The sequence below is a fragment of the Microvirga arsenatis genome (assembly GCF_009910705.1).
In the GTDB taxonomy this organism is placed as follows: Bacteria; Pseudomonadota; Alphaproteobacteria; order Rhizobiales; family Beijerinckiaceae; genus Microvirga; species Microvirga arsenatis.
In genome coordinates this window covers 15,142-41,897 of record NZ_JAAAXJ010000024.1, presented here as the reverse complement: position 1 = coordinate 41,897, position 26,756 = coordinate 15,142, and the positions used below count along the sequence as shown (strand labels likewise).

At 66.2% G+C, this 26,756-nt stretch carries 25 protein-coding genes and 1 pseudogene; 16 read left to right on the top strand and 10 right to left on the bottom strand.

Features of this window, described 5'->3' with window-relative positions; genetic code table 11:
• The 9 genes and pseudogenes from GR303_RS22210 to GR303_RS22170 all read left to right on the top strand — a co-directional run.
• Window positions 1-198, top strand: a pseudogene (locus GR303_RS22210) (nickel-dependent hydrogenase large subunit); the annotation flags it as partial.
• 8 nt (window positions 199-206) lie between these two features.
• The gene (locus GR303_RS22205) at window positions 207-1,478 is read left to right on the top strand and encodes a glycosyltransferase (RefSeq protein ID WP_161726276.1); all 1,272 of its coding nucleotides are present in this window, start codon (window positions 207-209) and stop codon (window positions 1,476-1,478) included.
• Window positions 1,475-2,590: a glycosyltransferase family 4 protein gene (locus GR303_RS22200; RefSeq protein ID WP_343038495.1), complete on the top strand. Its 1,116-nt coding sequence runs from the start codon at window positions 1,475-1,477 to the stop codon at window positions 2,588-2,590. Before GR303_RS22205 ends, GR303_RS22200 begins: the two co-directional genes overlap by 4 nt.
• 9 nt (window positions 2,591-2,599) lie before the next feature.
• Window positions 2,600-4,540: a glycosyltransferase gene (locus GR303_RS22195; RefSeq protein WP_161726274.1), complete on the top strand. Its 1,941-nt coding sequence runs from the start codon at window positions 2,600-2,602 to the stop codon at window positions 4,538-4,540.
• A 30-nt stretch (window positions 4,541-4,570) separates the two neighbouring features.
• Window positions 4,571-6,436 (top strand): ABC transporter ATP-binding protein, encoded by a 1,866-nt coding sequence (locus tag GR303_RS22190; RefSeq protein ID WP_161726272.1) that lies wholly within the window; start codon window positions 4,571-4,573, stop codon window positions 6,434-6,436.
• A complete protein-coding gene (locus GR303_RS22185; protein ID WP_161726270.1) occupies window positions 6,436-8,349 on the top strand; it encodes an ABC transporter substrate-binding protein in 1,914 nt (637 codons plus the stop codon). Before GR303_RS22190 ends, GR303_RS22185 begins: the two co-directional genes overlap by 1 nt.
• Window positions 8,346-9,365 (top strand): ABC transporter permease, encoded by a 1,020-nt coding sequence (locus tag GR303_RS22180; RefSeq protein WP_161726268.1) that lies wholly within the window; start codon window positions 8,346-8,348, stop codon window positions 9,363-9,365. Before GR303_RS22185 ends, GR303_RS22180 begins: the two co-directional genes overlap by 4 nt.
• Window positions 9,362-10,525, top strand: coding sequence for an ABC transporter permease (locus tag GR303_RS22175; protein WP_161726266.1), 1,164 nt, complete (start codon window positions 9,362-9,364; stop codon window positions 10,523-10,525). The genes GR303_RS22180 and GR303_RS22175 overlap by 4 nt, the downstream gene beginning before the upstream one ends.
• A 164-nt stretch (window positions 10,526-10,689) precedes the next feature.
• Entirely contained in the window at window positions 10,690-11,637 is a 948-nt protein-coding gene (locus GR303_RS22170; RefSeq protein WP_161726264.1) for an acetamidase/formamidase family protein, read from the top strand.
• A 147-nt stretch (window positions 11,638-11,784) separates the two neighbouring features.
• On the opposite strand, the gene GR303_RS22165 is transcribed toward GR303_RS22170, so the two are convergent.
• Entirely contained in the window at window positions 11,785-13,023 is a 1,239-nt protein-coding gene (locus GR303_RS22165; protein WP_161726262.1) for a DUF763 domain-containing protein, read from the bottom strand.
• A 97-nt stretch (window positions 13,024-13,120) separates the two neighbouring features.
• On the bottom strand, window positions 13,121-14,605 hold the full coding sequence (locus GR303_RS22160; RefSeq protein WP_161726260.1) for a DEAD/DEAH box helicase: 1,485 nt from the start codon (window positions 14,603-14,605) through the stop codon (window positions 13,121-13,123).
• 275 nt (window positions 14,606-14,880) lie between these two features.
• Here GR303_RS22160 and GR303_RS22155 point away from each other — a divergent pair, with 275 nt between their 5' ends.
• The 3 genes from GR303_RS22155 (at window position 14,881) to glpK (ending at window position 19,202) form a co-directional block, all read left to right on the top strand.
• Window positions 14,881-16,080, top strand: a complete 1,200-nt coding sequence (locus tag GR303_RS22155; protein WP_161726258.1) for an MFS transporter — start codon at window positions 14,881-14,883, stop codon at window positions 16,078-16,080.
• An 89-nt stretch (window positions 16,081-16,169) separates the two neighbouring features.
• Window positions 16,170-17,690 carry a glycerol-3-phosphate dehydrogenase gene (locus tag GR303_RS22150; protein ID WP_161726256.1) on the top strand — a complete coding sequence of 507 codons (1,521 nt, stop codon included), beginning with the start codon at window positions 16,170-16,172 and terminating at the stop codon, window positions 17,688-17,690.
• A 15-nt stretch (window positions 17,691-17,705) separates the two neighbouring features.
• Window positions 17,706-19,202, top strand: coding sequence for a glycerol kinase GlpK (gene glpK / locus GR303_RS22145; protein ID WP_161726254.1), 1,497 nt, complete (start codon window positions 17,706-17,708; stop codon window positions 19,200-19,202).
• A gap of 44 nt (window positions 19,203-19,246) precedes the next feature.
• Here glpK and GR303_RS22140 read toward each other — a convergent pair whose 3' ends face one another.
• The gene (locus GR303_RS22140; protein ID WP_161726252.1) at window positions 19,247-19,672 is read right to left on the bottom strand and encodes an HIT family protein; all 426 of its coding nucleotides are present in this window, start codon (window positions 19,670-19,672) and stop codon (window positions 19,247-19,249) included.
• A 419-nt stretch (window positions 19,673-20,091) separates the two neighbouring features.
• Here GR303_RS22140 and GR303_RS22135 point away from each other — a divergent pair, with 419 nt between their 5' ends.
• On the top strand, window positions 20,092-20,286 hold the full coding sequence (locus GR303_RS22135; protein ID WP_161726250.1) for a con-10 family general stress protein: 195 nt from the start codon (window positions 20,092-20,094) through the stop codon (window positions 20,284-20,286).
• A gap of 73 nt (window positions 20,287-20,359) precedes the next feature.
• On the opposite strand, the gene GR303_RS22130 is transcribed toward GR303_RS22135, so the two are convergent.
• From GR303_RS22130 to GR303_RS22110, 5 genes are all read right to left on the bottom strand, one after another.
• Window positions 20,360-20,908: a hypothetical protein gene (locus tag GR303_RS22130; protein ID WP_161726248.1), complete on the bottom strand. Its 549-nt coding sequence runs from the start codon at window positions 20,906-20,908 to the stop codon at window positions 20,360-20,362.
• Complete coding sequence (locus GR303_RS22125; protein ID WP_161726246.1) at window positions 20,901-21,173, bottom strand: hypothetical protein; 273 nt, start codon at window positions 21,171-21,173, stop codon at window positions 20,901-20,903. Before GR303_RS22125 ends, GR303_RS22130 begins: the two co-directional genes overlap by 8 nt.
• A gap of 314 nt (window positions 21,174-21,487) precedes the next feature.
• Window positions 21,488-22,222 (bottom strand): PRC-barrel domain-containing protein, encoded by a 735-nt coding sequence (locus tag GR303_RS22120; protein ID WP_161726244.1) that lies wholly within the window; start codon window positions 22,220-22,222, stop codon window positions 21,488-21,490.
• 330 nt (window positions 22,223-22,552) lie between these two features.
• Complete coding sequence (locus GR303_RS22115; protein ID WP_161726243.1) at window positions 22,553-23,083, bottom strand: hypothetical protein; 531 nt, start codon at window positions 23,081-23,083, stop codon at window positions 22,553-22,555.
• A 306-nt stretch (window positions 23,084-23,389) separates the two neighbouring features.
• Window positions 23,390-24,196 carry a response regulator gene (locus GR303_RS22110; protein WP_161726241.1) on the bottom strand — a complete coding sequence of 269 codons (807 nt, stop codon included), beginning with the start codon at window positions 24,194-24,196 and terminating at the stop codon, window positions 23,390-23,392.
• 183 nt (window positions 24,197-24,379) lie between these two features.
• Here GR303_RS22110 and GR303_RS22105 point away from each other — a divergent pair, with 183 nt between their 5' ends.
• Together GR303_RS22105 and GR303_RS22100 are read left to right on the top strand one after the other, a co-directional pair.
• Window positions 24,380-24,604: a NepR family anti-sigma factor gene (locus GR303_RS22105; protein ID WP_161726239.1), complete on the top strand. Its 225-nt coding sequence runs from the start codon at window positions 24,380-24,382 to the stop codon at window positions 24,602-24,604.
• On the top strand, window positions 24,601-25,146 hold the full coding sequence (locus GR303_RS22100; protein ID WP_161726237.1) for a sigma-70 family RNA polymerase sigma factor: 546 nt from the start codon (window positions 24,601-24,603) through the stop codon (window positions 25,144-25,146). Before GR303_RS22105 ends, GR303_RS22100 begins: the two co-directional genes overlap by 4 nt.
• Before the next feature lie 98 nt (window positions 25,147-25,244).
• Here the strand turns inward: GR303_RS22100 and GR303_RS22095 are convergent, their stop codons facing one another.
• Entirely contained in the window at window positions 25,245-25,418 is a 174-nt protein-coding gene (locus GR303_RS22095) for a DUF1328 domain-containing protein (protein WP_099508668.1), read from the bottom strand.
• A gap of 69 nt (window positions 25,419-25,487) precedes the next feature.
• On the opposite strand from GR303_RS22095, the gene GR303_RS24495 reads away from it, so the two are divergent.
• A complete protein-coding gene (locus tag GR303_RS24495) occupies window positions 25,488-25,820 on the top strand; it encodes a hypothetical protein (protein WP_210254036.1) in 333 nt (110 codons plus the stop codon).
• Window positions 25,821-25,877: 57 nt separating this feature from the next.
• Here GR303_RS24495 and GR303_RS22085 read toward each other — a convergent pair whose 3' ends face one another.
• The gene (locus GR303_RS22085) at window positions 25,878-26,738 is read right to left on the bottom strand and encodes an SDR family oxidoreductase (protein ID WP_161726234.1); all 861 of its coding nucleotides are present in this window, start codon (window positions 26,736-26,738) and stop codon (window positions 25,878-25,880) included.
• Between the last annotated feature and the right edge of the window lie 18 nt (window positions 26,739-26,756).

Genomic DNA, 26,756 nt, shown 5'->3' with positions numbered 1-26,756 from the left:
ATGCTGAGCGACTACCGGGAGCCGCGCACGCCCGAGCGCATGGCCGCGGCCCTGCGCAGCCTCTCCTCGCAGCCCAAGCCGTCGGAGGTGGTCATCCCAGGCCTCCTCGACGGACTTGACCGGGTGCAGGAGCGGCTTAAGGCTCTCGTGGAGACCAGGGCCCCGTTCGCGCCTGCCTACCATCAGGCCGCCGAGTAAGAAGACGAATGCTTCCTTCGAAGACAGCCCGACGCATCGCGGTCGTCGTGAAAGGCTATCCGCGCCTGTCCGAGACCTTCATCGCGCAGGAGGTCCTCGCCCTCGAACAGCGCGGCCTGAACCTCGAGATCTGGTCCCTGCGCCACCCGACCGAGCGCGCGGTGCATCCCATGCACAAGGCGATCAAGGCGCCCGTCGCCTACCTGCCGGAATATCTCTACGAGGAGCCCCTGCGGGTGCTGCGGGGAGCGGTCTGGAGCCTGAGGCAGAAGGGCTTTGCGGCGACGATCCGGGCCTTCTGGCGCGACCTGAAGCGCGATTTTTCGGCCAACCGGGTGCGCCGCCTCGGCCAGGCCTTCGTCATGGCGCGCGAGATGCCCGCGGAGGTTCGGCACCTGCACGTCCATTACCTGCACACGCCCGCCTCCGTCGTGCGCTACGCCGCCCTCCTGACAGGCCGCAGCTGGACCTTCTCGGCCCATGCGAAGGACATCTGGACCACGCCCGACTGGGAGAAGCGCGAGAAGATGGCGGAGGCGCTGTGGGGCGTGACCTGCACGGCGCAAGGGGCCGCCCATCTCCAATCCCTGTCGCGGCCCGAGCAGGTCACGCTCGTCTATCACGGGCTCGACCTCTCCCGCTTCCCGGCAGCGCCCGAGAGCCGCCTCCTGCGGGACGGCTCCGATCCGCTCGATCCGGTGCGGATCGTTTCCGTCGGGCGCGCGGTGGCGAAGAAGGGATACGGCGATCTCATCCGGGCTCTCGCCGCCCTGCCGCAGGACCTGCACTGGCGCTTCGCCCATGTGGGCAGCGGCGAGCTGCTGAATGCCCTCAAGGCCCAGGCCAAGGATGCCGGCATCGCCGACCGGGTGGCCTTCCTCGGCTCCAAGGCGCAGCCCGACATCATCGCCCTCCTGCGCGAAGCGGACCTCTTCGTCCTGCCGTCGAAGGAGGCGAAATCGGGCGACCGGGACGGGCTGCCGAACGTGATCATGGAAGCCGCGAGCCAGGGGCTTGCCATCATCGCAACCGATTTCGCCGGCATCCCGGAATTCATCCGCAGCGACGTGGAGGGGCATCTCGTCCCGCCGGGCGACTGGGAGGCGTTGTCCAACGCCCTCAACATGCTGGTCCGCGACCCGGAGAGGCGCAAAGCTCTCGGCTCCGCCGCCTTCGCGCGCCTGCGCCGCGACTTTTCCATGGAAGGCGGCATCGACATTCTGGAGGCGCGCCTGCGCGCCGCGATCGACAGCCCTGCCAGAGAGCCGGAGCGGGTGTGAGCACCGCGCGGCCCGTTGCGTTCTACGCCCCCCTGAAAAGCCCGAACCATCCCCTGCCCTCGGGCGACCGCACCATGGCGCGCCTGCTGATGAAAGCCCTCGACCGCGCAGGCTTCCGGCCCGAGCTCGCCAGCGAGCTGCGCAGCCTCGACAAGGCCGGCGACCGGCAGCGCCAGGAGGCGATCCGGCAGACGGCCGAAGACGAGGCCTCGCGCCTCATCGCGCATTACCGGGCGCTGCCGGAGAGCAGCCGCCCCCGCCTGTGGTTCACCTACCATGTCTACTACAAGGCGCCGGACTGGATCGGGCCCCGGGTCGCCGAAGCGCTCGGCATCCCCTACGCCGTCGCGGAAGGGTCCCGGGCGGCAAAGCGCGCGGGAGGGCCGTGGGCGCTCGGGCACGAGGGAGCGGAGGCCGCCCTCGACCGGGCCGACGCGGTTTTCGTCATGACGCGCCACGACCGGGAGGCCCTCGAAGCGGCCCGCCCGGACCGGCAGGCGCTCATCGACCTGCCGCCCTTCCTGGATCTGGAGGACTGGCCCGCGCCTGAGGCAATCCCTTCCCGTGCGAGCGAAGCGCGGCTTCTCACGGTGGCGATGATGCGCCCCGGCGACAAGCTCGCCTCCTACCGCATCCTCGCCGCCGCTCTCGATGCCATCGCCCATCTGCCCTGGACCCTCGACATCGTCGGCGATGGCGAAGCCCGCGCGGAGGTGGCAAGCCTCTTCGCGGCCCATGCCCATCGCGTGCGCTTCCACGGGCAGATGGACAGCGCCGGCCTCCGGGCGCTCTACGGGTCCGCCGACCTCTTCGTGTGGCCCGCGGTCAACGAAGCCTACGGCATGGTGCTGCTGGAGGCCCAGGCCATGGGCTGCCCGGTGGTTGCGGGCGCCTATGGCGGCGTGGCGAGCGTGGTGCGGCACGGCGAAACGGGATGGCTGACGACACCCGGCGACGCCGCCGCATTCTCCGATGCCGTGGCCGGGCTGCTGCGCGACCGGAAGCGGCTGCTGAGCCTCGGCCTGCATGCCTGCGACTTCGTCAGGCAGGAGCGCGATCTCGAGAGCGCCGCCCTCCGCCTGCGCCATGCGCTCGACCCGCTCACGCGCTAGGTTGCTCCCATGAGTCTGCGCGTTCTCATCGCCGTCACCCACCTTCTCGGAGCAGGCCACCTGACGCGGGCGGCCGCCCTCGCCCGCGGCTTCGCCCGTGCGGGCCACGCGACCACCCTCGTGTCGGGCGGAACTCCTGCCCGCCTGAACGATCTCGACGGCGCCCGCGTCGTCCAGCTGCCGCCCGTGCGCACGGCAGGCACGGACTTCAGGACCCTGCTCGACGAAAATCTCGCCCCCGTCGACGACGCTTATCTCGCCCGGCGCAGAGACCTGCTGCTCGACACCCTGAGGTCCACGCGCCCCGACATCCTCATCACCGAGCTCTTTCCGTTCGGCCGCCGCGTTCTGGCCGCCGAGTTCGACGCCCTGCTCGAAGCGGCTCGGGGCCTGTCCCCGCATCCGCTCGTGCTGTGCTCGATCCGCGACATCCTCGTGGCCTCCTCCAAGCCCGAGCGGATCGAGGAGACGCATGCGCGCCTGCTGCGCGACTACGACGCCGTTCTCGTGCACGGGGATCCCGGGTTCCTCCCGCTCGAGGCGTCGTGGCCGGTGAACGAGCGGATCGCACCGCTCATCCGCTACACCGGCTATGTGGACGAGAGCGAGGAGTCCGTGCCGGCGGCCGAGCGGCGCGGGATCGTGGTGTCGGGCGGGTCGAGCGCGGCAAGCCTGCCCCTCTACCGCGCGGCCATCGAGGCATCGCGGATCGTGATCGACCGGCCCTGGCACGTTCTCGTCGGGCGCGGGGTCGCGGAAGCGGAGTTCGCGACCCTGCAGGCCACCGCCCCGTCCCATGTCATCGTGGAGCGGGCCCGGCCCGACTTCCGGCATCTGCTCGCAGGGGCCGAGCTGTCGGTCAGCCAGGCCGGCTACAACACGGCGGTGGACCTGCTGCGCTGCGGCGCAAGGGCCATTCTCGTCCCCTTCGAGGCCGGACAGGAGACGGAGCAGCGCCTTCGCGCCGAGCGGCTGAAGGCGCGGGGCTTTGCGGAGATCGTCCCCGAGGACGAGCTTTCGCCGGAGCGTCTCGCGGAGGCGATCCGCCAGCGGCTGGGGCAGCCCCCGCCCCCCTCTCTGTCCATCCCCACCGACGGCGTTCGGCAAAGCGTCGCGCTCGCGGCCGGTCTGGTGCGCCCTGGGCCCGCCCTGCATCGATCCATCGACTGGCGCCCCCTCGACGAGGCTCTGGAACGAGCCGGGGATCGGGGCTTCTCCCTCGGCTTCTGGTGGCGCGACGACGATGCGGCAGCCGAAACGCCCCAGCTCGACCGGCTTCTGCGGCTCGCCCGCCGCTACGAGGCCGGGATCGGCCTCGCCGCCATCCCGGCGACGATCCGGCCCTCGCTGGCCGCCCGCCTGGCCGAGGAGGAAGGAGCCTTCGCCCTGGTGCATGGCTGGAGCCATGCCAATCATGCCCCCGAAGGCGAGAAGAAGGCCGAGTTCGGGTCTCACCGGGATGTGGCGATCATGGCCGCGGAAGCGGAGCGCTCCCTGCAGGCGGCCCGCGCGAGCCTCGGCGCCCGGCTCCTGCCCGTCTTCGTGCCGCCCTGGAACAGGATTGCGAAGGAACTCGTGCCCGTCCTGCCGCGCCTGGGCTTTGCCGGCCTGTCCACCTTCACCGACCGAACAAGGGCCCGCCCTGCGGAAGGGCTCGTCCAGGTCAACACCCACGTCGACCCCATCGACTGGCATGGGACCCGCAGCCTCGCCGAGCCCGAGCGGATCGTGGCGAGCCTCGCCCGGGCCGTCGAGCGGCGGATCGCGGCCACGGCGGACAGGGATGAGCCCATCGGCTTCCTGACTCACCATCTCGTCCACGACGAGGTCATCTGGTGGTTATGCGAAAAGCTTATCGCTCACCTGGCCGCCAGAAACATCCGCTTCCTGCCGCCGGATGCGTGCTTTGGAATGGAAACAAGATTGCAATTGCGATCTAATGAGATCTGATGCGTTATGCTCATAGGTCTGGAGGAGCATATGGAAGCGCCACTCCTGTCGGTTCGCCAGCTGACGGTGGATTTCAGCACCGATGCCGGAGACTTCCGCGCGGTGGACGGCCTCACCTTCGACATTCCGAAGGGCAGGACCGTGGCGCTCGTCGGCGAATCCGGATCGGGCAAGTCGGTGACGGCCCAGGCCATTCTCCAGATCCTCTCGAACAAGGCCCGGATCGCGGGCGGCTCCATCCTCTTCAACGATCCCTCGGGCGGGCAGAGCGTCGACATCGCGGCGCTGAAGCCGGAGAGCGATGCGATGCACGGACTGCGCGGCGGGCGCATCGCGATGATCTTCCAGGAGCCGATGACGTCCCTGTCGCCGCTCCACACCATCGGCGACCAGATTTCCGAGGCCCTGATGATCCACGCCAGGGTGGATCAGGAAAAGGCCAACCGGCGGACCATGGAGGTGCTCGCCCGGGTCGGCTTTCCCGACCCGAAGCGCGCCCTGCGGACCTACCCGTTCGAGCTGTCCGGCGGCCTGCGCCAGCGCGCCATGATCGCCATGGCGCTCATCACCCGCCCTGCGCTCCTGATCGCCGACGAGCCGACGACGGCCCTCGACGTGACCACGCAGGCGCAGATCCTCGACCTCATCAAGGAACTCCAGGCCGAGACGGGCATGTCGGTGCTGCTCATCACCCACGATCTCGGCGTCGTGGCGAACGTGGCCGACGAGGTGGTGGTCATGTATCGCGGGCGGGTCATGGAAGCGGGCTCCCGCGAGGAGATCTTCCGCAACGCCCAGCATCCCTACCTCCAGGCGCTGATGCGCGCCGTCCCCCGCTTCGCCATGGCGGAGAACGAGCGGCTGACCCCGATCCGCGAGGTCGGAAGCGCGAGCCTTGCCTCCGCCGGCGCGCCGGCGCGCCCCCAGCCGGCAGGCCCGATCCTGAAGGCCGAGCGCCTCACCAAGTGCTTCACGCTGCGCTCCGGCTGGTTCTCGGGCCGCACGCAGCAGATCCGCGCCGTCAGCGAGGTCGACCTCGCGCTTCCCGCGGGCCGGACGCTGGGGCTCGTGGGCGAGTCCGGCTGCGGCAAGACCACCGTGTCGAAGATGATCATGCGGGCGATCACGCCCGATTCCGGCCGGGTGCTGTTCGACGACGGCACCGGCCCCAGGAACGTGCACGAGCTGGACGGCGATGCGCTCACCGCCTACCGGCGGTCCGTGCAGTTCATCTTCCAGGATCCGTTCTCGTCGCTCAACCCGCGGATGACGGTGTACGAGATCCTCACCGAGCCCCTGCGCATCCACGACATCGGCACGTCGGACGAGCGCTACGAGCGCGCAAAGCAGCTGCTCGACATGGTCGGCCTCGACCAGCGTTCGCTGCGCCGCTATCCGCACTCCTTCTCCGGCGGCCAGCGCCAGCGCCTCGGCATCGCCCGCGCCCTCGCCCTCGAGCCCCGGGTGCTGCTCTGCGACGAGCCGGTTTCCGCCCTCGACGTGTCGGTGCAGGCGCAGGTGCTCAACCTGCTCAAGGACCTGCAGGCGGCGCTCGGCCTGTCCTATCTCTTCGTGTCGCACAACCTCGCCGTGGTGGATTACATCGCCGACACCATCGCGGTGATGTGCCGGGGCTACATCGTCGAGGAGGCGCCGAAATCGTCCCTCTTCCGCAACCCGGTCCATCCCTACACCCAGGCGCTTCTTGCCGCGGTTCCGGACCCGGACATCGACCGGCCGCTCGACTTCGCCAAGCTGCGGGCCGGCCGCTTCTCGCATCCCTCCGAATGGCCGGAGCCTTTCCGCATCGAGCCCGGCGGGTACGGGGCCATGAAGGAAATCGAGCCCGGCCACAAGGTCCGACTGGGATCGCCGGCAGCGCGGGAGGCTGCGTGATGACGCACACGATCCGAAACCTCTCCTCCGCATTGGCCCTTGCCGCTGCGCTCCTGGCGCCGCCGGCCTGGGGGCAGGACTACAAGGAGCCGCCCTTCTTCGGGAACCTGCCGAAGGACAAGAAGCTGCCGCCCATCGCCGAGCGGCTTCCGAAAACGCCCATCGTGGTCAACACCTCGGGCCAGTACGGCGGGGAGATCGTGACCCTGGTGCCGCGCCCGCGCGACATCCGCTACATCTCGACCTACACCTATACCCGCCTCGTGGGCTACGACAGGAGCCTGAACCTGCAGCCCGACATCCTCGAAAAGTTCGAGAACGAGGACGACCGGATCTTCACCTTCACTCTGCGCGAGGGCCACCGCTGGTCCGACGGCTCGCCCTTCACCGCGGAGGACTTCCGCTACTACTGGGAGGACGTGGCGCAGAACCTGGATCTCTCCCCCGCCGGCCCTCCGGAATTCATGCTGGTGGACGGCAAGCCGCCGCGGTTCGAGGTTCTGAACGAGCGCACGGTTCGCTACACCTGGGACAAGCCGAACCCCCGCTTCCTGCCGCAGCTCGCCGGCCCGCTCGATCCCGGGATCTACCGCGCCTCGGCCTATCTCAAGCAGTTCCATGCCAAGTATGCCGACAAGGCTGCGCTGGAGGAGAAGGCCAAGCAGCAGAAGCTGAAATCCTGGGCGGCGCTCCACAACCGCATGGACGACATGAAGGAGCAGACCAACCCGGCCCTGCCGACCCTCATGCCCTGGCGCGTGACGAATGCGGCCCCTGCCAACCGCTTCGTCTTCGAGCGCAATCCCTATTACCATCGCGTCGATGCGCAGGGGCAGCAGCTGCCCTATGTGGACCGGATCCTCATGGACGTGTCGGCGAGCGGCCTCTTCGCCGCCAAGGCCAATGCGGGCGAGGAGGACCTCCTGTTCCGCGGCCTGTCCATGGGCGACATTCCCGTGCTCAAGGAAGGAGAGAAGGCGAAGGGCTACACCACCCTGCTCTGGCCCTATGCGCGCGGCACGGAGCTCGCGCTCTACCCCAATCTCAATGCGGTCGATCCGGTCTGGCGCCGGCTCAACCGGGACATCCGGTTCCGCCGCGCCCTGTCGCTCGGCATCGACCGCCGCACGCTGAACAACGCCCTGCTCTTCGGCCTCGGCACGGAAGGCAACAACACCGTGGTGGCGGAAAGCCCCCTCTTCTCTCCCGAGCTGCGCACCGTCAACGCCACCTACGACCCGGCGGAAGCCTCGCGCCTGCTCGACGAGATCGGGCTGACGGAGCGCAACGGCGCCGGCATCCGCCTGCTGCCCGACGGACGCGAATTGGAGATCATCGTCGAGACCGACGGCGAGAGCAGCCTCGTGGTGGATGGCCTCACCCTGATCGGCGAGTTCTGGCGCGAGATCGGCGTTCGCCTCTTCGTGAAGCCGCAGGACCGCACGGTGCTGCGCAATCGCTCCTATGCGGGCTTGACCGTGATGGTGGCCGCGCCCGGCCTCGACAATGCGATCCCGACCGCCATCATGCCGCCGACCGAACTCGCGCCGATGCGCCAGGACAACTACGCCTGGCCGAAATGGGGCCAGTATGTGGAGACCAAAGGCAAGAACGGCGAACGTGTGGACATTCCGGAGGCCGAACGCCTCCTCAAGGCTTACGAGACCTGGATGAACACCGGCAACCGCGACGTTCAAAGGGCGGCATGGCGCGAGATGCTGCAGAACCATGCCGAGAACCAATGGACCATCGGCACGGTCGCCGGCGCCCTGCAGCCCATCGTGGTGAAGAACGGCCTGCATGGCCTTCCCGCCAAGGCGCTCTACAGCTGGGAGCCGACGGCGATGCTCGGGATCTACCGGCTCGACGAGATCTACTGGAACAGAGCCGCCGTCAAAGAGGCCCGTCGATGATCCGCTTCCTGTTGCGTCGCATCGTCACCATGGCGGTGACCCTGCTGATCATTTCGGCGCTGGTGTTCTTCATCATCAAGCTGCCGCCGGGCGACTTCCTGACCAATCAGATCGCCGAGCTGCGCGCCCAGGGCGAATCCGCCTCCGTCGCCAAGGCGGAGTTCCTCATCAAGCAGTACGGGCTCGACAGGCCGGTGTGGCAGCAATACCTCGTCTGGCTCGGGGTGATGCCGGGGCCCAACGGCTTCTCGGGCCTGCTGCAGGGCGACTGGGGCTGGTCCTTCGAATACGACAAGCCCGTGGTGGAGGTGGTGGGCGACGCGCTCTGGCTGACGCTTCTCGTCAACTTCGCGGTGGTGATCTTCATCCATCTGATCGCGATCCCGATCGCCATCTACTCGGCCACGCGGCAATATTCCATCGGCGATTACTTCGCGACCTTCATCGGCTATATCGGCCTTGCGACGCCCAGCTTCCTGCTCGCGCTGATCCTGCTCTATTACATGAACCGCTGGTTCGGCATCTCCATCGGCGGGCTCTACGATGCGCAATATGCGGGCGAGCCCTGGACCTGGCCCAAGATCCAGTCGCTGCTCTCGCATCTCGTGGTGCCCACCGTCGTGATCGGGCTCGGCGGCACGGCGGCGATGATCCGGCGCATGCGCGCCAATCTCCTCGACGAGCTCGGCAAGCAGTACTACGTCACCGCGAAGGCGAAGGGCCTCGGACCCACCAAGGCGCTGCTGAAATATCCCTTCCGCATGTCGCTCAACCCCTTCATCGCCGATATCGGCAACCTGCTGCCGCATCTCGTGTCGGGCTCGGTGCTGGTGTCGCTGGTCCTGAGTCTTCCCACGGTCGGGCCGATCCTGCTGAACGCCCTGAAGAGCCAGGACCAGTTCCTCGCCGGGTTCATCCTCATGTTCGTGGCCGTGCTCACCGTCGTCGGCATGCTGATCTCCGACCTGCTGCTCGCCTGGCTCGATCCGCGGATCCGGATGGGGGGCGGACGATGAACACAGCCGTCACGGCCAAGCGCCACTACGTCGATCCGGCCCCCTTCGATCCCGGCACCACCGAGCCGGTGGGCACCGGGAGCGAGAGCTTCTACCGGGCCTCGTCCTGGCAGCTGATCTGGTGGAAGTTTCGCCGGCACAGGGTGGCTCTCGCCGCGGCCTTCGTGCTCCTGTTCTTCTATGCCCTCGTACCCTTCGTCGAGGTGATCGCCCCCTACAACCAGACGAAGCGGCACGGCGATTTCCTCTATGCGCCGCCCCAGGGCATCCACCTGATGCACGAGGGGCGGCTCATGCGTCCCTTCGTCTATCCCTATACCTACAGCTTCGACCTGGAGAACTTCCGGCGCGTCTACACCCTCGACACGTCGAAGCCTCAGCCCATCCGGTTCCTCTGCCGCGGCGATGCCTACGAGTTCTGGGGCATGTGGCAGACGGACCTCCACCTGTTCTGCCCGCCGGAGGGCGGCACGATGTTTCTGCTCGGCACCGACAGGCTCGGGCGCGACCTGCTCTCGCGCATCATCTACGGCGCGCGGATCTCGCTCACCATCGGCATCGTCGGCATTGCCGTGTCCTTTGCGCTGGGGCTCTTCTTCGGCGGGCTGGCCGGCTATCTCGGCGGCTGGGTCGATCACGTGATCCAGCGCATGATCGAGATCCTGCGTTCGCTTCCGGAGCTGCCCCTGTGGCTTGCGCTCTCGGCGGCGCTGCCGCCGAACTGGAGCCCGATCCTCGTCTTCTTCGGCATCACGATCATTCTCGGCCTCCTCGACTGGCCGGGGCTGGCCCGCGCCGTGCGCTCGAAGCTGCTCTCGCTGCGCGAGGAGGATTTCGTGAAGGCGGCGGAGCTGATGGGAGCCTCCAAGCAGCGCATCATCGCGCGCCACCTGATCCCCAACTTCATGAGCCACCTGATCGCCTCGGCAACGCTCTCGATCCCGTCCATGATCCTCGGCGAGACCGCCCTCTCCTTCCTCGGATTGGGCCTGCGCCCTCCCGTGACGAGCTGGGGCGTGCTGCTCAACGAGGCGCAGAACCTCGCGGCCGTGCAGCTTCACCCGTGGCTGCTCTTCCCGATGGTGCCTGTGGTGATCGTGGTTCTCGCCTTCAACTTCATGGGCGACGGCCTGCGCGACGCGGCGGATCCGTATCACTAGAGCTGTTTCCATTGACATGGAATCAGCTCTTGTCTTGGCTTGCCGCAATTTTGACGGCGAACCGGGTCCACTTCGCCGAGAGATGCTCTAGGCATCAAAGCTGTTGTCCTCGGCCTAAGGGAATGCGAGACATCCTGCTGCGATGACGTTGGCAGAGGTGTTCCGTGGCCGAGTACCGGATTGATGCATCCCCCAAGACCGTTCACTGGGGCTATTTCGACGCGGGCATTCCCCCGCTCATCACGGTGGATTCAGGCGACACGGTCACGATCTCGACCATCTCCGGCAGCCCGGAGGCGATGCCGAAGCCTCCCTTCGCGATCCCTGAGGCGCTCGCGGCCGTGCATGCGGCGCAGCGCCCCAAGCTGCCGGGCCATATCTGCACCGGCCCGGTGGCTCTGCGGGGCGCGAAAGCAGGCCAGGTGCTCGAGGTCCGCATCCGGGACATCCAGCTGCACTATGACTGGGGCTACACCTATGTGGCGCCGCAAAAGGGTGCGCTGCCCGACGATTTCGACGAGATGCACCTCATGCACATTCCGCTCGACCGCGAGCGCATGACAGGCCGCATGCCCTGGGGGCTGGAGCTGCCGCTAAAGCCCTTCTTCGGGGTGATGGCCGTCGCGCCGCCCGCCGCCTGGGGCAGCGTGAGCACGCTCCCGCCGCGCCGCAACGGCGGCAATCTCGACAACAAGGAGCTGGTGCCGGGCACGATTCTCTACCTGCCGATTCACGTGGACGGCGCCCTCTTCTCCGTCGGCGACGGACACGGCGTCCAGGGCGACGGGGAGGTCTGCGTCACCGCCATCGAGACCGGGCTGATCGGCACCTTCGAGCTGCACCTGCGCGAGGACATGCATCTCGCCTGGCCCATGGCCGAGACGCCGACGCATGTCATGACCATGGCCTTCGATCCGGATCTTGACGATTGCGTCGTCATCGCCCTGCGAAGCATGATCGATCTCGTCGTCGCCCGCACCGGCATCACGAAGGCTGAGGCCTATGCCCTGTGCAGCCTCGCGGCTGATCTGCGCATCACGCAGGTGGTCAACGGCAACAAGGGCGTCCACGTGATGCTCGACAAGAGCCTGCTGCAGAAGGCGCAGCGCTAGAGCTGTTTCCATTGGCATGGAATCATCTCTTTTCTTGGCGTGCCGCATTTTTGACGGCGAACCGGATCCACTTCGCCGAAAAATGCTCTAGAGCGGTTTGTCGCCATTTCGGGCGGAAAACCGGTTTCCACTTTTCCTGAAAGGGCTCTAAGCGCCCCCAGGCGGCGGCTCGTCTCCGAAGATCGAGCGGCCGCCATAGGCATGCGACTTCGCCGTCTCCCGCCTGACATGCTCCTCCACGTCGGGGCCTGTGGCATGGCGTTCGAGGGCGCGGGCCTGATCGTCGAGGCGCTTGAGGGCGAAAAGCTCCTCCTGCTGCCCGAGCTTCGCCTTCCGGACGGCGGATTTCAGCACGCGGATCGTCTCGTCATAGACCCGCACCGGCACCGGATAGGGATGCCGGTCCTTGCCGCCATGGGCGAAGGAGAAGCGCGCGGGATCGCTGAAGCGGCACGGCGTGCCGTGCACGACCTCCGCCACCATGGCGAGGGCCTCCACCGTGCGCGGTCCCACGCCGGGCGTGAGCAGCAGATCGGGAAAATCCTCAGGGCCGCGATCGGCTGCCGCCGCAAGACTTCCATGAAGCCGCCGCAGCACCACGTCTTTCGAGCGAACGTCGTGATGCTCGGGCATCACCAGATGCGGCAGCAGGGGCTGCGGCGCCGGATCCGCCCGGCGCTCTTCGAGGGCCAGGAACTTTCGGGCGACGCCGTCAGGTCCGAGCGAGTCCAGAAGCTCGATCTGCGCCCTGCGCGAGGCCGCGGCCCGCCGGTCGGTGAGGTTGACGATGGTGCCCTGTCCTTTGCCGTCGATGGCCGTGTGCGGCTCCTCCACGAAGCTGTCGAGATCCTCCGAGAGCCAGTGGTAGCGGCGCGCCTGACGGCGGCCGTCATTCATGCCCTGCTGCACGACCGCCCATTTACCGTCGTCGGTGACGATGAAGCCGTGGAGATAGAGGTCGAACCCGTCCTGGATCGCCGCGCTGTCCACCTTCGCCACGAGGCGGCTTGCCTTCGCGAGGGCCGCGCCGTCGAAGCCCACACGCTCACCGATGGCGACGAGTTCGTGCGGCGTCTGCCGCGAGTGCTTCCCGCGTCCGCCGCAGACGTGGATGCCGAGCTCCTTCGACAGCGGCGTCAACCCACGCTTGAGGGCGCCGATCACGCTGGTGGTGATGCCGGAGGAATGCCAGTCCATCCCCATGACTGCGCCGAAGGACTGGAACCAGAAGGGATGGGCGAGCCGTCGCAGCAGCTCGTCCCGCCCGTAATGGTGCACGATCGCCTCGCTGACCACCCCGCCGAGCCGCGTCATGCGGTCCGCCAGCCATTTCGGCACATGGCCGGAATGCAGCGACAGATCGGCGCTTCCGGCGCGCTTGGCCATAAGGTGGAATCTCCACGAACTGAGTGATGCAGCAGATCCTATGCCATAAGCTGCAAAGAAAAAGGCGCCCGGAGGCGCCTTCTTTTGTTCTTATGCCTTACCGGCGGCGGGGGCTCTTTTCGAGCCAGGCCACCTGGGCTCCGTCGCTCCGGCCGCCGGAGTGCCGTTGCGCCTGGCCTGCAGGCTTCTGCCCTTGGGCCGACCGCTGGCCCTGCGCGGGGCGTTGCCCCTGTGCGGGACGCTGCTGGTTGCCCGCCGCATGACCAGCCTGGGGCTGACCGTTGCCGGCAGGCTTGCCGCCGCGGCCGCGGCGGCGCTTCGGCCCCTTGTCCGCATTGGGATCGGCGCTGCGCGGCTGGCCGTGGCCCTGGTGGCCGCGCGCATGAGGAGCCGGGCGGCCCCGCTGCGGCTCACGACGCTCGGAAACCTCGCCGGCCGCCGGAGCGGAAGGAAGGCCCTCGGGCAGCGGCATGACCGGCACCTTGAGCCGGGTCAGCTTCTCGATGTCCTTCAGGTACGCCTTTTCCTCGTCGTTGCAGAACGAGATGGCGAGACCCGTCGCCCCCGCGCGGGCCGTGCGGCCGATGCGGTGAACGTAGGATTCCGGCACGTTCGGCAGGTCGTAGTTGATGACGTGGGACACGCCCTCGACGTCGATGCCGCGCGCGGCGATGTCGGTGGCGACCAGAACCCGGCACGTGCCGGCGCGGAAGGCTGCAAGCGCCTTTTCACGCTGCGGCTGGGACTTGTTGCCGTGGATCGCCGCTCCTGCGATGCCTGCCTTGTCGAGGCCGCGCACCACCTTGTCCGCGCCGTGCTTGGTGCGGGTGAAGACGAGGACGCGCTCGATCGACGGATCGCGCAGGAGCGTTTCGAGCAGCACCTGCTTGCGGTTCGTCGGCACGAAGATCACGCTCTGCTCCACGCGCTCGGCGGTGGTCGCCACCGGGGTGACGGCCACATGGGCCGGATTGCGCAGGAAGGCCTCGGCCAGGGTCGAGATCGTCTTCGGCATGGTGGCCGAGAAGAACAGGCTCTGGCGCTCCTTCGGCAGAAGGGTCACGATGCGCTTCAGCGCATGGATGAAGCCGAGATCGAGCATCTGGTCGGCCTCGTCGAGAACGAGGATCTCGATCTCACGCAAGGACAGGGCCCTGCGGTCGATGAGGTCGATCAGGCGGCCGGGCGTGGCGACGAGCACGTCGACGCCTTGGGCCAGCGCCTTCTCCTGGCGGGAGATGGTGACGCCGCCGAACACCACATCCGTGGTGAGGCGCAGGTTGCGGCCATAGGCCTTGAAGCTGTCGGCGATCTGGCTGGCGAGTTCCCGGGTCGGGCTGAGCACGAGCACGCGGGGGCTCTTGGGCTTGCGCGGCTTCGGGTTCGCGTTCAGGCGGTGCAGGATCGGCAGCGCGAAGGCGGCCGTCTTGCCGGTGCCGGTCTGGGCGATGCCGCACACGTCGCGGCCGTCCATGGCATAGGGAATGGTCTGGGCCTGGATCGGGGTGGGCTTCTCATAGCCTTCGGCCGCCAGGGCCTTCAGGATCGGCTGGGCCAATCCGAAATCGGTGAAGAGTGTCAAGGGAGGTGTATCTTTCGAACGGATGCGGTGAGCCGCAAAGCAGGTTCGGCTTCGAAAAAGCAAAGGCGCTTCAGGGCTCTGTAGGGAAACAGCCCGCGTGATGGGGCCGTCTTATGATGGAGCGATTGAAGAAGGGAACCGGGGTCTTCGCCATATCGCGAATATCCGTCACGCAGTCCCGCTCAAGCTGTCCAGTGTACCGGACGCCGTCGCCTGCTGTGCATATGGGGGCTAAAAACCTATCCGTCAACCTCAGGGAGTGACATAAAGCAAGAATGTCACCCTCCGGCCCCATGCCCTGGCGCGTCGTCTCGGCCCTTTCGATCACGCATCTGATCTCCTACGGGACGCTGTTCTATGCCTTCGCGCTCCTGATTGAGCCTATGGAGCGGGATCTCGGATGGTCGAAAACGGCGCTCACCGCCGCCTTCTCGCTCGCCCTCGTCTCCTCCGCCTTCTTCGCCGTACCCGTCGGGCGGCTGATCGACCGGGGCTACGGGCGGTGGGTGATGACCGGAGGCTCGGTGCTGGCCGCCCTCCTCCTCGTCCTCTGGGCCTTCACGGAGAGCTACCCCGGCTTCGTGCTGATCTGGATCGGCATGGGAGCCGCCACGAGCGCCGTGTTCTACGAGGCCGGCTTTGCGGTGCTCGCCCTCAACCTCGGCCTGTTGGCGCGGCGCGGCATCACCATCATCACCCTCGTGGCGGGGTTCGCCAGCACGGTCTTCATCCCCCTCCTCCACGTGGTGATCGATGCCTATGGCTGGCGCGGCTCGATCCTGGCGATGGCGGCCCTGAACCTGGGCATCTGCGCGGTGCTGCACGCCTTCAGCATCCCGGCCTCGCCGGAGCGGCCGAGGCACAGGGCAGCGGACAAGGCCACGCTTCCGGCCTCGAATCTGCACCGCGTGCTCGCCAACCCGGTATTCTGGCTCTTCGTCGCCACCAACATCCTGCAGGGCATCATCTCCACGGGCATCCCCGTGCACCTGATCCCGATCATGCTGGAACGGGGGTTCACCCTCGATGCGGCCGTGGCCGCCTATGCGGTGATCGGGCCGGCCCAGGTGGCGGCGCGCTTCCTCACCGGCTTCGGCGAGCGGGCCATGAGCCTGAGAGGGATCGGGGTCGCCACCATGGCGCTGAGCGCCCTCGCCTTCCTCCTGCTGCCCTTCATCCCGGCCGGATCCTGGCTGATCCTGGGATTTGCAGGCCTCTACGGCGCGGCCAACGGCATGATCACCATCGTGCGGGCGCTTCTCCCGCCGGAGCTGTTCGGGCGCGACGATTACGGCGCCATCCAGGGCATGATCGCGATGCCGGTCCGGATCGCCATGGCGGGCGCTCCCTTTGCCTTCGGCGCCCTGTGGGCTTGGCGGGGCAGCTACGACGCGGTGCTCTTCTCCTGCCTGGGGATGGCGCTGGGCTCGCTCGTCGCTTTCGTGCTAATCCTGGCGCTCGCCAAGGAGACCTGAACAGGGCCCAAAAATCGCTTGCCTTAGGCGGCTAAAGAAACCATGTGCAGGGCACCGGGACGGCCCGGGCTCAAGGAAAGACGCGTTCCGTGACGACAGTGACTGATCTTCTGATTGTGGGCGGCGGCATCAACGGCGCGGGCATCGCGCGCGACGCCGTGGGCCGGGGCCTCTCCGTCGTGCTCTGCGAACAGGGCGATCTGGCCGGCTACACCTCCTCCGCCTCCACAAAGCTGATCCACGGCGGCCTGCGCTACCTCGAATACTACGAGTTCCGCCTGGTGCGCGAAGCCCTGTTCGAGCGCGAGCGCCTGCTGGAATCGGCTCCCCACATCATCTGGCCCCTGCGCTTCATCCTGCCCCACGAGAAGGGCATCCGCCCGGCCTGGTTCGTGCGCCTCGGCCTCTTCCTCTACGACCATCTCGCCCCGCGCAAGAAGCTGCCGGGCACGGAAGGCATCAAGCTCACCAAGCACCCCGCCGGCCAGGCCCTGAAGCCGGGCTTCGACACCGCCTTCGTCTATTCCGACTGCTGGGTCGAGGACAGCCGCATGGTGGCGCTGAACGCGCTGGATGCTTTCGAGAAGGGGGCCGACATCCGGGTGCGCACCAAGCTCACCTCCGCCCGCCGCGACGGGCAGACCTGGATCGCCACCCTCCAGAACGTGGAGACGGGCGAGAGCCAGGAGGTGCGCGCCAAGGTCATCGTCAATGCGGGCGGGCCCTTCGTGGCGGACGTGCTCAACGCCAAGCTCGGCCTCAACACCCGCAAGAGCGTGCGCCTGGTGAAGGGCAGCCACATCGTGGTGCCCAAGCTCTTCGACACCAAGGAAGCCTTCATCCTCCAGAACACGGACAAGCGGATCGTCTTCGCCATTCCCTACCAGGAGAAGTTCACGCTCATCGGCACCACGGACATTCCGGTGGAAGCCGTGCCGGACAAGAAGGTCGAGATCAGCCCCGACGAGATCCAGTATCTCTGCAACGTCGTGAACCACTTCTTCAAGCGCCAGGTGACCCCGGCGGAGGTGGTCTGGACCTATTCCGGCGTGCGCCCCCTCTTCGACGACGGTTCCTCCAACGCCTCCGCCGTGACCCGCGACTACGTGTTCGACATGGACGCGCCGCAGGGGCAGGCGCCGGTGCTGTCGATCTTCGGCGGCAAGATCACGACCTTCCGCAAGCTCGCCGAGCATGCCCTGGAGGAGCTCAAGCCCTTCTTCCCGGCCATGAAGCCGGCCTGGACCGAAACGGCCAAGATGCCGGGCGGCGACATGCCGGATGCGGATTTCGACCGCTTCTTCGCTACCGTGCGCCAGCGCTGGCCCTTCCTGCCGGAACACCTCGCCCATCGCCTGGCCCGCTCCTACGGCACCCGCATGGAGGAGCTTCTGGGCCAGGCCCAATCCATGGCCGATCTCGGCGAGGATTTCGGCGCCGGCCTCACGGCGGCCGAGGTCGACTACCTGGCTCGCCGGGAATGGGCGCGCAGCGCCGAAGACATCCTCTGGCGCCGCTCCAAGCTCGGGCTCCATGTGCCGGTTGACGCTCCGGCCAAGATCGATGCCTACTTGGCCAGGAAGAATGCGGCCTCCGTCGCCGCGCAATAGGATTCGGGGAAGGACATGGCTCAGTACGTCGGCGCCATCGACCAGGGCACGACCAGCTCGCGCTTCATCGTGTTCGACAGGGCCGGGAGCATCGTCTCGGTCGGCCAGAGGGAGCACGAGCAGATCTACCCCAAGCCCGGCTACGTGGAGCACGACCCGCTCGAGATCTGGCGCAACACGCAGGCGGTGATCCAGGAGGCCCTGGCCAAGAAAGGGCTGTCGCCCCGCGATCTCGCCGCCATCGGCATCACCAACCAGCGCGAGACCACGCTGATCTGGGACCGGCGCACCGGCAAGCCCCTGCACAATGCCCTCGTCTGGCAGGACACCCGCGTCGACCCGATCGTCGAGGAATTCGCGAAGGACGGCGGCCACGACCGGCTGAGGGCCAAGACGGGCCTGCCGCTGGCAAGCTACTTCTCCGGGCTCAAGCTGCGCTGGCTCCTCGACAACGTGCCCGGCGCGCGGGAGAAGGCGGCGTCGGGCGATGTGCTGTTCGGCAATATCGACACCTGGCTGGTCTGGAACCTGACCGGCGGCGTCGATGGCGGCTGCCACATCACCGATGTGACCAATGCCAGCCGCACGCAGCTCATGAACCTGAGCACCCTCGACTGGGACGGGGAGATCCTGAGCCTCTTCGACATTCCGCGCGCCTGCCTGCCGCAGATCCGCTCGTCCAGCGAAGTCTATGGGGAAGCGACCGGCAATCTGGCCGGCGTTCCGATCGCCGGCATCCTCGGCGATCAGCAGGCGGCGCTCGTGGGCCAGGCCTGCTTCCGGCAGGGCGAGGCCAAGAACACCTACGGCACCGGCTGCTTCATGCTCATGAACACCGGCGAGACGCCTTACGTCTCGGAATGCGGCCTGCTCACCACGGTCGGCTACCGTTTCGGGCAGGGCAAGACCGTGTATGCGCTGGAAGGCTCCATCGCGATTGCCGGCGCCCTGGTGCAGTGGCTGCGCGACAATCTCGGGATGATCGAGAAGAGCTCCGACGTGGAGGCTCTCGCCCGCAGCGTGGAGGACAACGGCGGCGTGACCATCGTGCCCGCCTTCTCGGGCCTCTATGCGCCCCACTGGAACTCCCATGCCCGCGGGCTCATCGGCGGCCTGACCCGCTATGCCACCAAGGCGCATATCGCCCGCGCCGCCCTGGAGGCCACCGCCTTCCAGACCCGCGAGGTGCTCGAAGCCATGGCGAAGGACACCGGCATCGCCGTGCGGGAGCTGCGCACGGACGGCGGGATGGTGGTCAACGAGCTGCTGATGCAGTTTCAGGCCGATATCCTGGACGTGCCCGTGGTGCGCCCGAAGGTGATCGAAACCACGGCCCTCGGCGCCGCCTATGCCGCCGGCCTCGCAACCGGCTTCTGGAGCGGGACGGACGAGCTGGTGCGGAACTGGGCCGTCGACAAGCGCTGGACGCCGGCCATGGAGGCCACGCGGCGCGAGAGGCTGAACGCCGTCTGGAACAAGGCCGTGACCCGTTCCCTCGACTGGGCGGATTGATCGTCAGGAAGAAGGCAGGGCGCTCGCCCCGCCCCTCCTCCCCGTCACGCCTCTGGCAGCGCGGCTCGGATCCGGCCAGCGAAGTCCGCCAGGATTTCAGGCTTCTCCATCTGACCCGTATGGGGCTTGAGCGGCACGCCCTCGAAGCGCGGGATCACGTGGAAGTGGATGTGGAAGACCACCTGCCCGCCTGCGCTTTCGTTGAACTGCTGGATCGTCAGGCCATCGGCCGAGAGAGCGGCCTTGGCCGCCTTGCCGACCACCTGCACCGCCTTCGCCAGTTCGGCGAGATCGTCGGGCTCGATGTCGAGGAGATTGCGGGCCTTCGCCTTCGGGATGACGAGCACATGGCCGTCGCCGCGGGGCATGACGTCCATGAAGGCGAGAACGCGGTCCGTCTCGTACACCTTGTGGCACGGCAGCTCGCCGCGCAGGATCTTCGCGAACACGTTGTTGTCGTCGTAGGTCATTCCCGCCTCGTTCCTTCTGGCTTCCGATCTGCGCCCTTCCGGAAAAGAGCGCATGGGTGCTTATTATACCGGCGCGCCGAGGCAATCATCCCCGTTCCGACGCATCCTGGTTCCGCGCCCTCTTCAACGGAATCCTTCGCAGCGGGGCAGAGGTTCAACTACATACCTTGGGCAATTCCCTATTCGCAAATATAGCCCCGCTCTTCTTCTGTATCGAGGTAAGTACCCTTTTGGTTCTTATTCCCATTAGCCCCATTATTGCCACGTTTGATCTGTCGATCTCTTCGCAGGAGCGTAACAATTCGTGAAGGCTGAATATTTCCATAAAAATTTTTGCAAAGGTTCCCTCTTCATCATCGGAACCATCGATTCCGCGAGCGGTTGAAGAAGCACGAACACCATTGATAAGGAGGCATGAAATGGCGCCAGGTGGTTCGACCTCGAAGCGTGGCTTCGCGTCGATGGACTCTGACCGGCAGCGTGAAATCGCCAGCAAGGGCGGCAAGAGCGTTCCCGCCGAAAAGCGGTCCTTCTCGCAGGATCGCGAGCTTGCGTCCGAAGCTGGCCGCAAAGGCGGTCAGGCCTCGGGCAATACCCGCGGCAATCAGGAATAATTTGCTTTAACCTATAGGTTTAGGGGCCGCCCAGCGGCCCCTTTACTTTTGCGCCGGTGCCGGAAAAGCGCCGTCAGAACCTGAGGGTGGATCCGACCGGATTCGCCTGGGCCTCGATCGGAATCTCCTGCGGCACGGCGCAGCCGATCATCGCATGGAATTCGGCAAGGCTCGGAGGCTCGAAGCGGAGGTCTCCTCCGTCGATGTGCCGGACGAGTTCGCCCGCCAGTGCCGTCATGAAATCCAGGGATACGATCTCGAGGCACTGCGCAGCCTCGCGCACGACCGGGGAGTCGGGGTTTCGCGACGAGCCGATGAGGGAGATGAGGCAGTACTCGTCCAAGCTCGCATGCCGCGACCCCACCGGCCGATAGGCGAAAGGCCGCCCTCTCTGCCGGGTCAGGGCAAAGGCCAGCAGCAGCGCATCCGAGATGATGCTCTTGGCCGCCTCCGGCCTGGTATAAGCCGCCAGGGCCTGCTCGGGCCCGTCGAGGAGGCAGAGGTCGTACTGGTCCTCCAGCCGGTTCAGGCAACGAAAGACATCGACCACCGGCACGATGCTGGGGTGGAACAGCACCGCGACCGGATTGGAGGCGGCCAGGGGCAGCTGGGCATCAGCCATGCAGATGGGATCCCTCGACCCCCGACCGCCCGCCGGAGGCAGCAACGGCCGTCGGCAGGACATGAGGCAGGGCCGGAACGACAAGGTGGCGCCTCAGCATGAGAGGACAGGTCACCTCGTCCTGGTGGCCGACCGGAATGATGCCGCTGAGCATGGAAGCAACGGACAGCTTGTCCCGCGCGGGGGAACTCGATGTCAGCCGGCAGAACTCGTCAGGCAGCTCCTCCTGGCAAAGCACGGCATCCAGTTCATTCGTCGCTGTCATGGCTTCCTCCGCATCGTTCGTTTCCCAACGGCAACGTATGCGCCAAGCCCCAGTTCCTTGTGCGGCAACAAGTCCAGCGTCCTCGCACTCTTGCCCCATGGAGCAGAGGGCAGAATTTCTTCTCCCCTGCGGGAACCAAGGCGCCGAGACCGCGTTGTTCAGGCAACCGGTCCGAATGCCCCCTTGGACTGGCACCTTTCAGGCGCAGCCCAACGGCTGCGCCTTTTATTTTGCCCGCCCTTCTCCTTAGCCTCGGCGAAAAGAAAGCGGCGCCTGGAACCCAGGCGCCGCCATATGTCGTCCTTAGCCGCCGATTACTGCTTCGGAGCAGTGGTCGTGCCCGTGGTCGTGCGGTTGTTGTTGTCGCCGTCCTCGTTGAAGGCAGGAGCGGCCTGGAGCTCGGCCTTGGTCATGCGGAGCATGACACGCTCGGGCTGGTTCTGGTTGCTCGACGAGCTCGTGTTGCTCGCGGTCACGTTGCTCGAGCCGGCAGTGCCCGAGCCGGTAGCGGTCGTGTTGCCGGCCGTGGTCGAACCCGTGGTGGCCACGTTGCTGCCGCCGGCATTGTTGCCGCTGGCGTTGCTGCTCATGGCCTGAACCTGCTGGGCGTTCATGAATTCCAGCGACCGGAACGGGACGGCCACGTCCTTCTCGCCGATCCCGAGGAAGCCGCCGACGCCGATCACGGCCGCCATGACCTGACCGTTGCGGTCGAGGATGACGTCGTTGATGTCGCCGATCGACTCGTTGTTGGCGCTGATCACCCGGGTGCCGATGAGGTCCGAGGCCATCATCTGGTTGGTTTCCATCTTGGTCATGAACTGACCCTGCATGGCCCCGCCCTGGCCCATGCTGGACGAGGACTGGCTCATCGTCGAAGAGCCGGACGAACCGGGCTGCATGGCCGGGGAGCCGGAGGTGGTGGTGCCGGTGCCCGAGGCGGCCGGGCGATCGGTCGGAGCAGACGGGGTGGTCTGCGTCTGTGCAAAGGCGGGCGCAGCCGCGAAAGCCGTCACGACGAGGCAAGCTGCCATATGCTTCTTCAGCATTGGATTTTCTCCTGAGGGTATATTGAATCGCGTTATGCGCCTTAAGTGCGCGAGGGCTAAACGCACAGCGTCAGCAACCGTTCCGAATATTGACTTATTCAAGCCAATGTTACCGGCATCAATGATGTAGAACTCGTATGTAAATACTTGGTACTTATTATGAGCAATAAACCGTCATGCCACCCAAACGGCAGCAGACGTTGAACAAGACTTTGACACTAGGAACCGTCAATAACGCCGATGGTTCCCGAACCATCGCGATCTGGGCCGCGGGCGCAATGCGGGATCGCCGGCCGTCGAATGCATCACGTGGGCATCGAGGGCAGAACCTCACGAGAGGGACTGCTCCAGCAGCGCCAGGCAAAGGCTCGGCATGCGGTCGCCGCTCGCCTTGGCCAGAGGGCTCACGTCGCCCAGGCATCCGATCGGGTTGCGGTTCTTCTGCGGCTTCTCGCGGGGCGTCTCGCTACCCTCGCGGCGGCTCACCGGATGCTGGGCCACGGGAGCCTGCATCTCCTCCTTGAGGGTCACGACGGGAAGATCCGTGTCGCGGGCCAGGGTCGTCACGCCGGAGCGCGGATCCGACCTGTAGAGCACGCGCCCGTCCCGGTCGCGCAGGATGACGGTGGCCTGGGAGATGCCCACCAGCTCGACGATCGAGACCGTGGAGGGCTGAGCCGAGGGAGCGGGAACCGCCATGCGGTCCCCCTTCGTCGAAGCGGACATCACCTCCGAGCGCGCCGCCCCCGCCAGGAGATCCGGCTGCCCTTGAAGAACCAGGGTGGATAGGGCGGGAACGAAGCCCCCGGCAACAAAGAACACCCCTGCCAGTCCAACGAGTGCCACAGGCGTCCGGAACATCCCTCTCTCTCCTGCTATCCCACCTCAGCAATTTGCAAAAACAACGCAACCGTAACTTTGATGTTCCTGATAGCTGCCGTAAGAGCAATGAATAAAAAGAGACATAAAAAGCCGGGAACCTTTAATTTCCATATGGCGTTCTTAAAGCACCGGCCTCCTGGTCCTCCCCGCATTCCCCTTGTGCATTGGCCGGCACCTTAGACGGGCTTCAGAGCCCGTCTTTTTTTGCGCCCAATACATCGGAGCAAAAGAAAAGCCCGGCCATGAGGCCGGGCGATTACTATCAGAAGTTTTCCTGACGGAGGTTCAGGCCGTCGCGGCGCGGGCCTCGCGGCGGCGGGCGCTCTGCTGGAAGAACAGGGCCTGGCTGATCACCGCCGAGACGTTCGCCGGCTGGAACGGCTTGGCGATCAGGAAGGCCGGCTCCGGACGCTCGCCCGTGAGGAAGCGCTCGGGATAGGCCGTGATGAAGATCACCGGCACCTCGAAGGACTTGAGCAGGTCGTTGACCGCATCGAGGCCCGAGCTGCCGTCGGCGAGCTGGATGTCGGCGAGAATCAGGCCGGGCTGCTTGGTCGAGGCAAGCTTCACGGCCTCGGTCCGCGTGCGGGCGACGCCGGTCACGTTGTGGCCGAGGCCTTCCACGAGGGCCTCCAGGTCCATGGCGATGAGGGGCTCGTCCTCGATGATGAGGATGTCGGTGGCCATGTCGGCCGCCAGCTCGCGGCCGGCCTCGTCGACGAGATCGCGAACGGTCCTCGTGTCGACGTCGAGAATCTGGCCGACCTCCTCCTCCGCGAAGCCCTCGAGGCAGGAGAGAAGGAAAGCCTGGCGGGGAAGCGGGGTGATCTGCCCGAGGCGCACCTCGGCCGGCAGATCGCGCTGGATCTGCTCGCTGCGGCCATTCACGGAAAGCGAGTTCCAGATACGCGTGAAGACCTTGAAGAGCTCCACTTTCACATTGCCGGAGGGGCCGATGGTTTCGGGCTCGCTGACGAGAGTCTCAAGGGTTGCGGCCACATAGGCGTCTCCAGCCATCTGGCTGCCTGTCAGAGCGCGTGCGTAGCGGCGAAGATATGGTAAATGCTGGACGACAAGCTGCGCTGTCGACATTCGCTTCCCCTTAACTGTGCTTTTGACCTGTTGTACCGATGATCCACTCAACGCGGCAAAGCTGCAAAAGTTCCACGTGCGGGAACCGAGCGCAGCAACAAGCGTTATTGCTCGAAAACGATTATACGGATACTGCCAAGGTTGGCTATCCCGCGGAAAATAAGGGATGGCAAGGGGACTCAGATGACGGTTGATAAGGGGAACAAGCTCGCTCGTCTCTCTTTGGACAGACCCTCGAGCAGCAAGCTTGCAACCGATCCAAAACTCGACAGCACCAGCCAGAAACGCATTGGAGACCAGCTCCGGGCCATGTACGACGAGCTCATGCAGCAGCCCGTCCCGGACCGCTTCAGGGAGCTGCTCGATCAGCTCGACAAAGGCAATGGGGGCAAGGGAGGGGCTCAATGAGCCCAGCCCCGGAGGCGGAGTTAAGGGAGGCCATTCTCGCGGCAGTCCCAAGCCTTCGGGCCTTTGCGATCTCACTCTCGGGGCAGGTCGACCGGGCTGACGATCTCGTCCAGGACACGCTGCTGAGAGCCCTCTCCAATCTTCATCGCTTCGAGCCAGGCACCAATCTGAATGCCTGGCTTTTTACCATCCTGCGCAACCTCTTCCACTCGGAGTACCGCAAGCGGCGCCGGGAGATCGAGGATCCGGACGGATCCTATGCCGGGCGCTTGAGGGTCCATCCCGAGCAGGGCTCGCATCTCGACTTCGAGGATTTCCGCAGCGCCCTCGCCAAACTGCCCAGCGACCAGCGCGAGGCGCTGCTTCTGGTGGGAGCCTCCGGATTCTCCTATGAGGAGGCGGCCCATATCTGCGGCTGCGCCGTGGGAACCATCAAGAGCCGGGTCAACCGGGCGCGCCTGCGGCTCGCATCCCTGCTGAACGTGGACGACATCGAGGATCTGGGCCCGGACAGCATGACCCGCGCGGCCATCCAGGGCTGAGGCTACAGGCCCTCCCTCCCCGGCAGCACCGCAAACGAAAACGCCGCCCTGTGAGGGCGGCGTTTCGATTCGATGCCAAGCCGCATCGCCAGGACGCATCACATGGGGGTCCGTCCACGCAGCAGGCCGATGACGGCGGAGATGGCGAACAGAACGATCGCAACGAAGAAGATCAGCTTCGCGATCTCGACGGCGGTGCCGGCGATGCCGCCGAAGCCGAACAGAGCGGCGACCAGGGCGATGATGAGAAAAGTGACTGCCCAACCGAGCATGGTGTTACCTCGCTGATTTTACTCTCGGCGATGAGCCGATGATGCTCCGACAACGCCAAGCGCGACTGTATGGTTCCGCTTCACCGGGCACCATTCACTGTGTTCATCGCCTGTTCAAAAGTATTGCTGCAGGCTTTTATTCGCATGGAACCTGCCCCACGCCCGCACGTTTTTCTGAACACTTGGGAGAGATGGTCGATGACTCGTTCGGTTGCCCTTCGTGCATTTTGGATCTTTGCTGTTTTGACTACGCTTTCGGCGATTACCGGCGCGGCCTCTCAGGCTGAAATTGCAGAAGTACTTTTCATGATCGGCGGGTCACTGGCGGCCGTCATGCTCTTCTTCGCCTTCAGTGTTCCGGAACAGCGCCTCGTGCCGGTCCGGGTGCGCCGCAGGCGCTGAGCCCCGATCGCAGACGTGAAAGAACAGGGCGGCTCCTGAGAGCTGCCCTTTTCGTCGTCAGGCCTCCGTCGGGTCGCCGCCGTTCGGATGCAGGACCGAGCCGGTGATGTAGGACGAATCCTCGCAGGCCAGGAAGAGAAAGGACGGCGCCACCTCGTTCGGCTGCCCGGGACGCTTCATGGGCGTGTTCGCCCCGAACTGCTTCACCTTCTCGGCGGGGAAGGTGGATGGGATCAGCGGCGTCCAGATCGGGCCCGGCGCCACGCCGTTGACGCGGATGCCCTCGCCCGCGAGCTTCTGCGCCAGGGAGCGGGTGAACGCGACGATCGCTCCCTTCGTGGCGCTGTAGTCGAGCAGATCCGAGCTGCCGCGATACGCGGTCACCGAGGTGGTGTTGATGATCGCAGCACCTTTCTTGAGGTGGGGCATCGCCGCCTGCACCATGTAGAAATAGCCGAAGATGTTGGTGCGGAAGGTGCTGTCGATCTGATCGGGCGTGATCTCCCCGATCTCTTTCTTGGGATGCTGCTCGGCCGCATTGTTGACCAGCACGTCGAGCTTGCCGAACCGCTGGATCACCTGATCCACCGCCGCGTGGCAGAAGCCGGGGTCGCCCACGTCGCCGGCGATGGTGAGGCAGGAGCGCCCTTCCCGCTCCACGAGGCGCTTCGTCTCCTGCGCATCCTCGTTCTCGTTCAGGTACATGATGGCGAGATCGGCTCCCTCGCGGGCGAAGAGAACCGCGACGGCGCGGCCGATGCCGCTGTCGCCGCCGGTGACGAGCGCCACCTTGCCCTGCAAGCGCCCGCTGCCGGGATAGCGGGGCTCGTAGTCGGGCCTCGGATTCATCTCGGTCTCGCGACCGGGCTGCTGGTCCTGCACCTGCGGCGGCAGGGTCTGTTCTTGCTCGGAGCTCATGGAAACATCCCTTGAGAG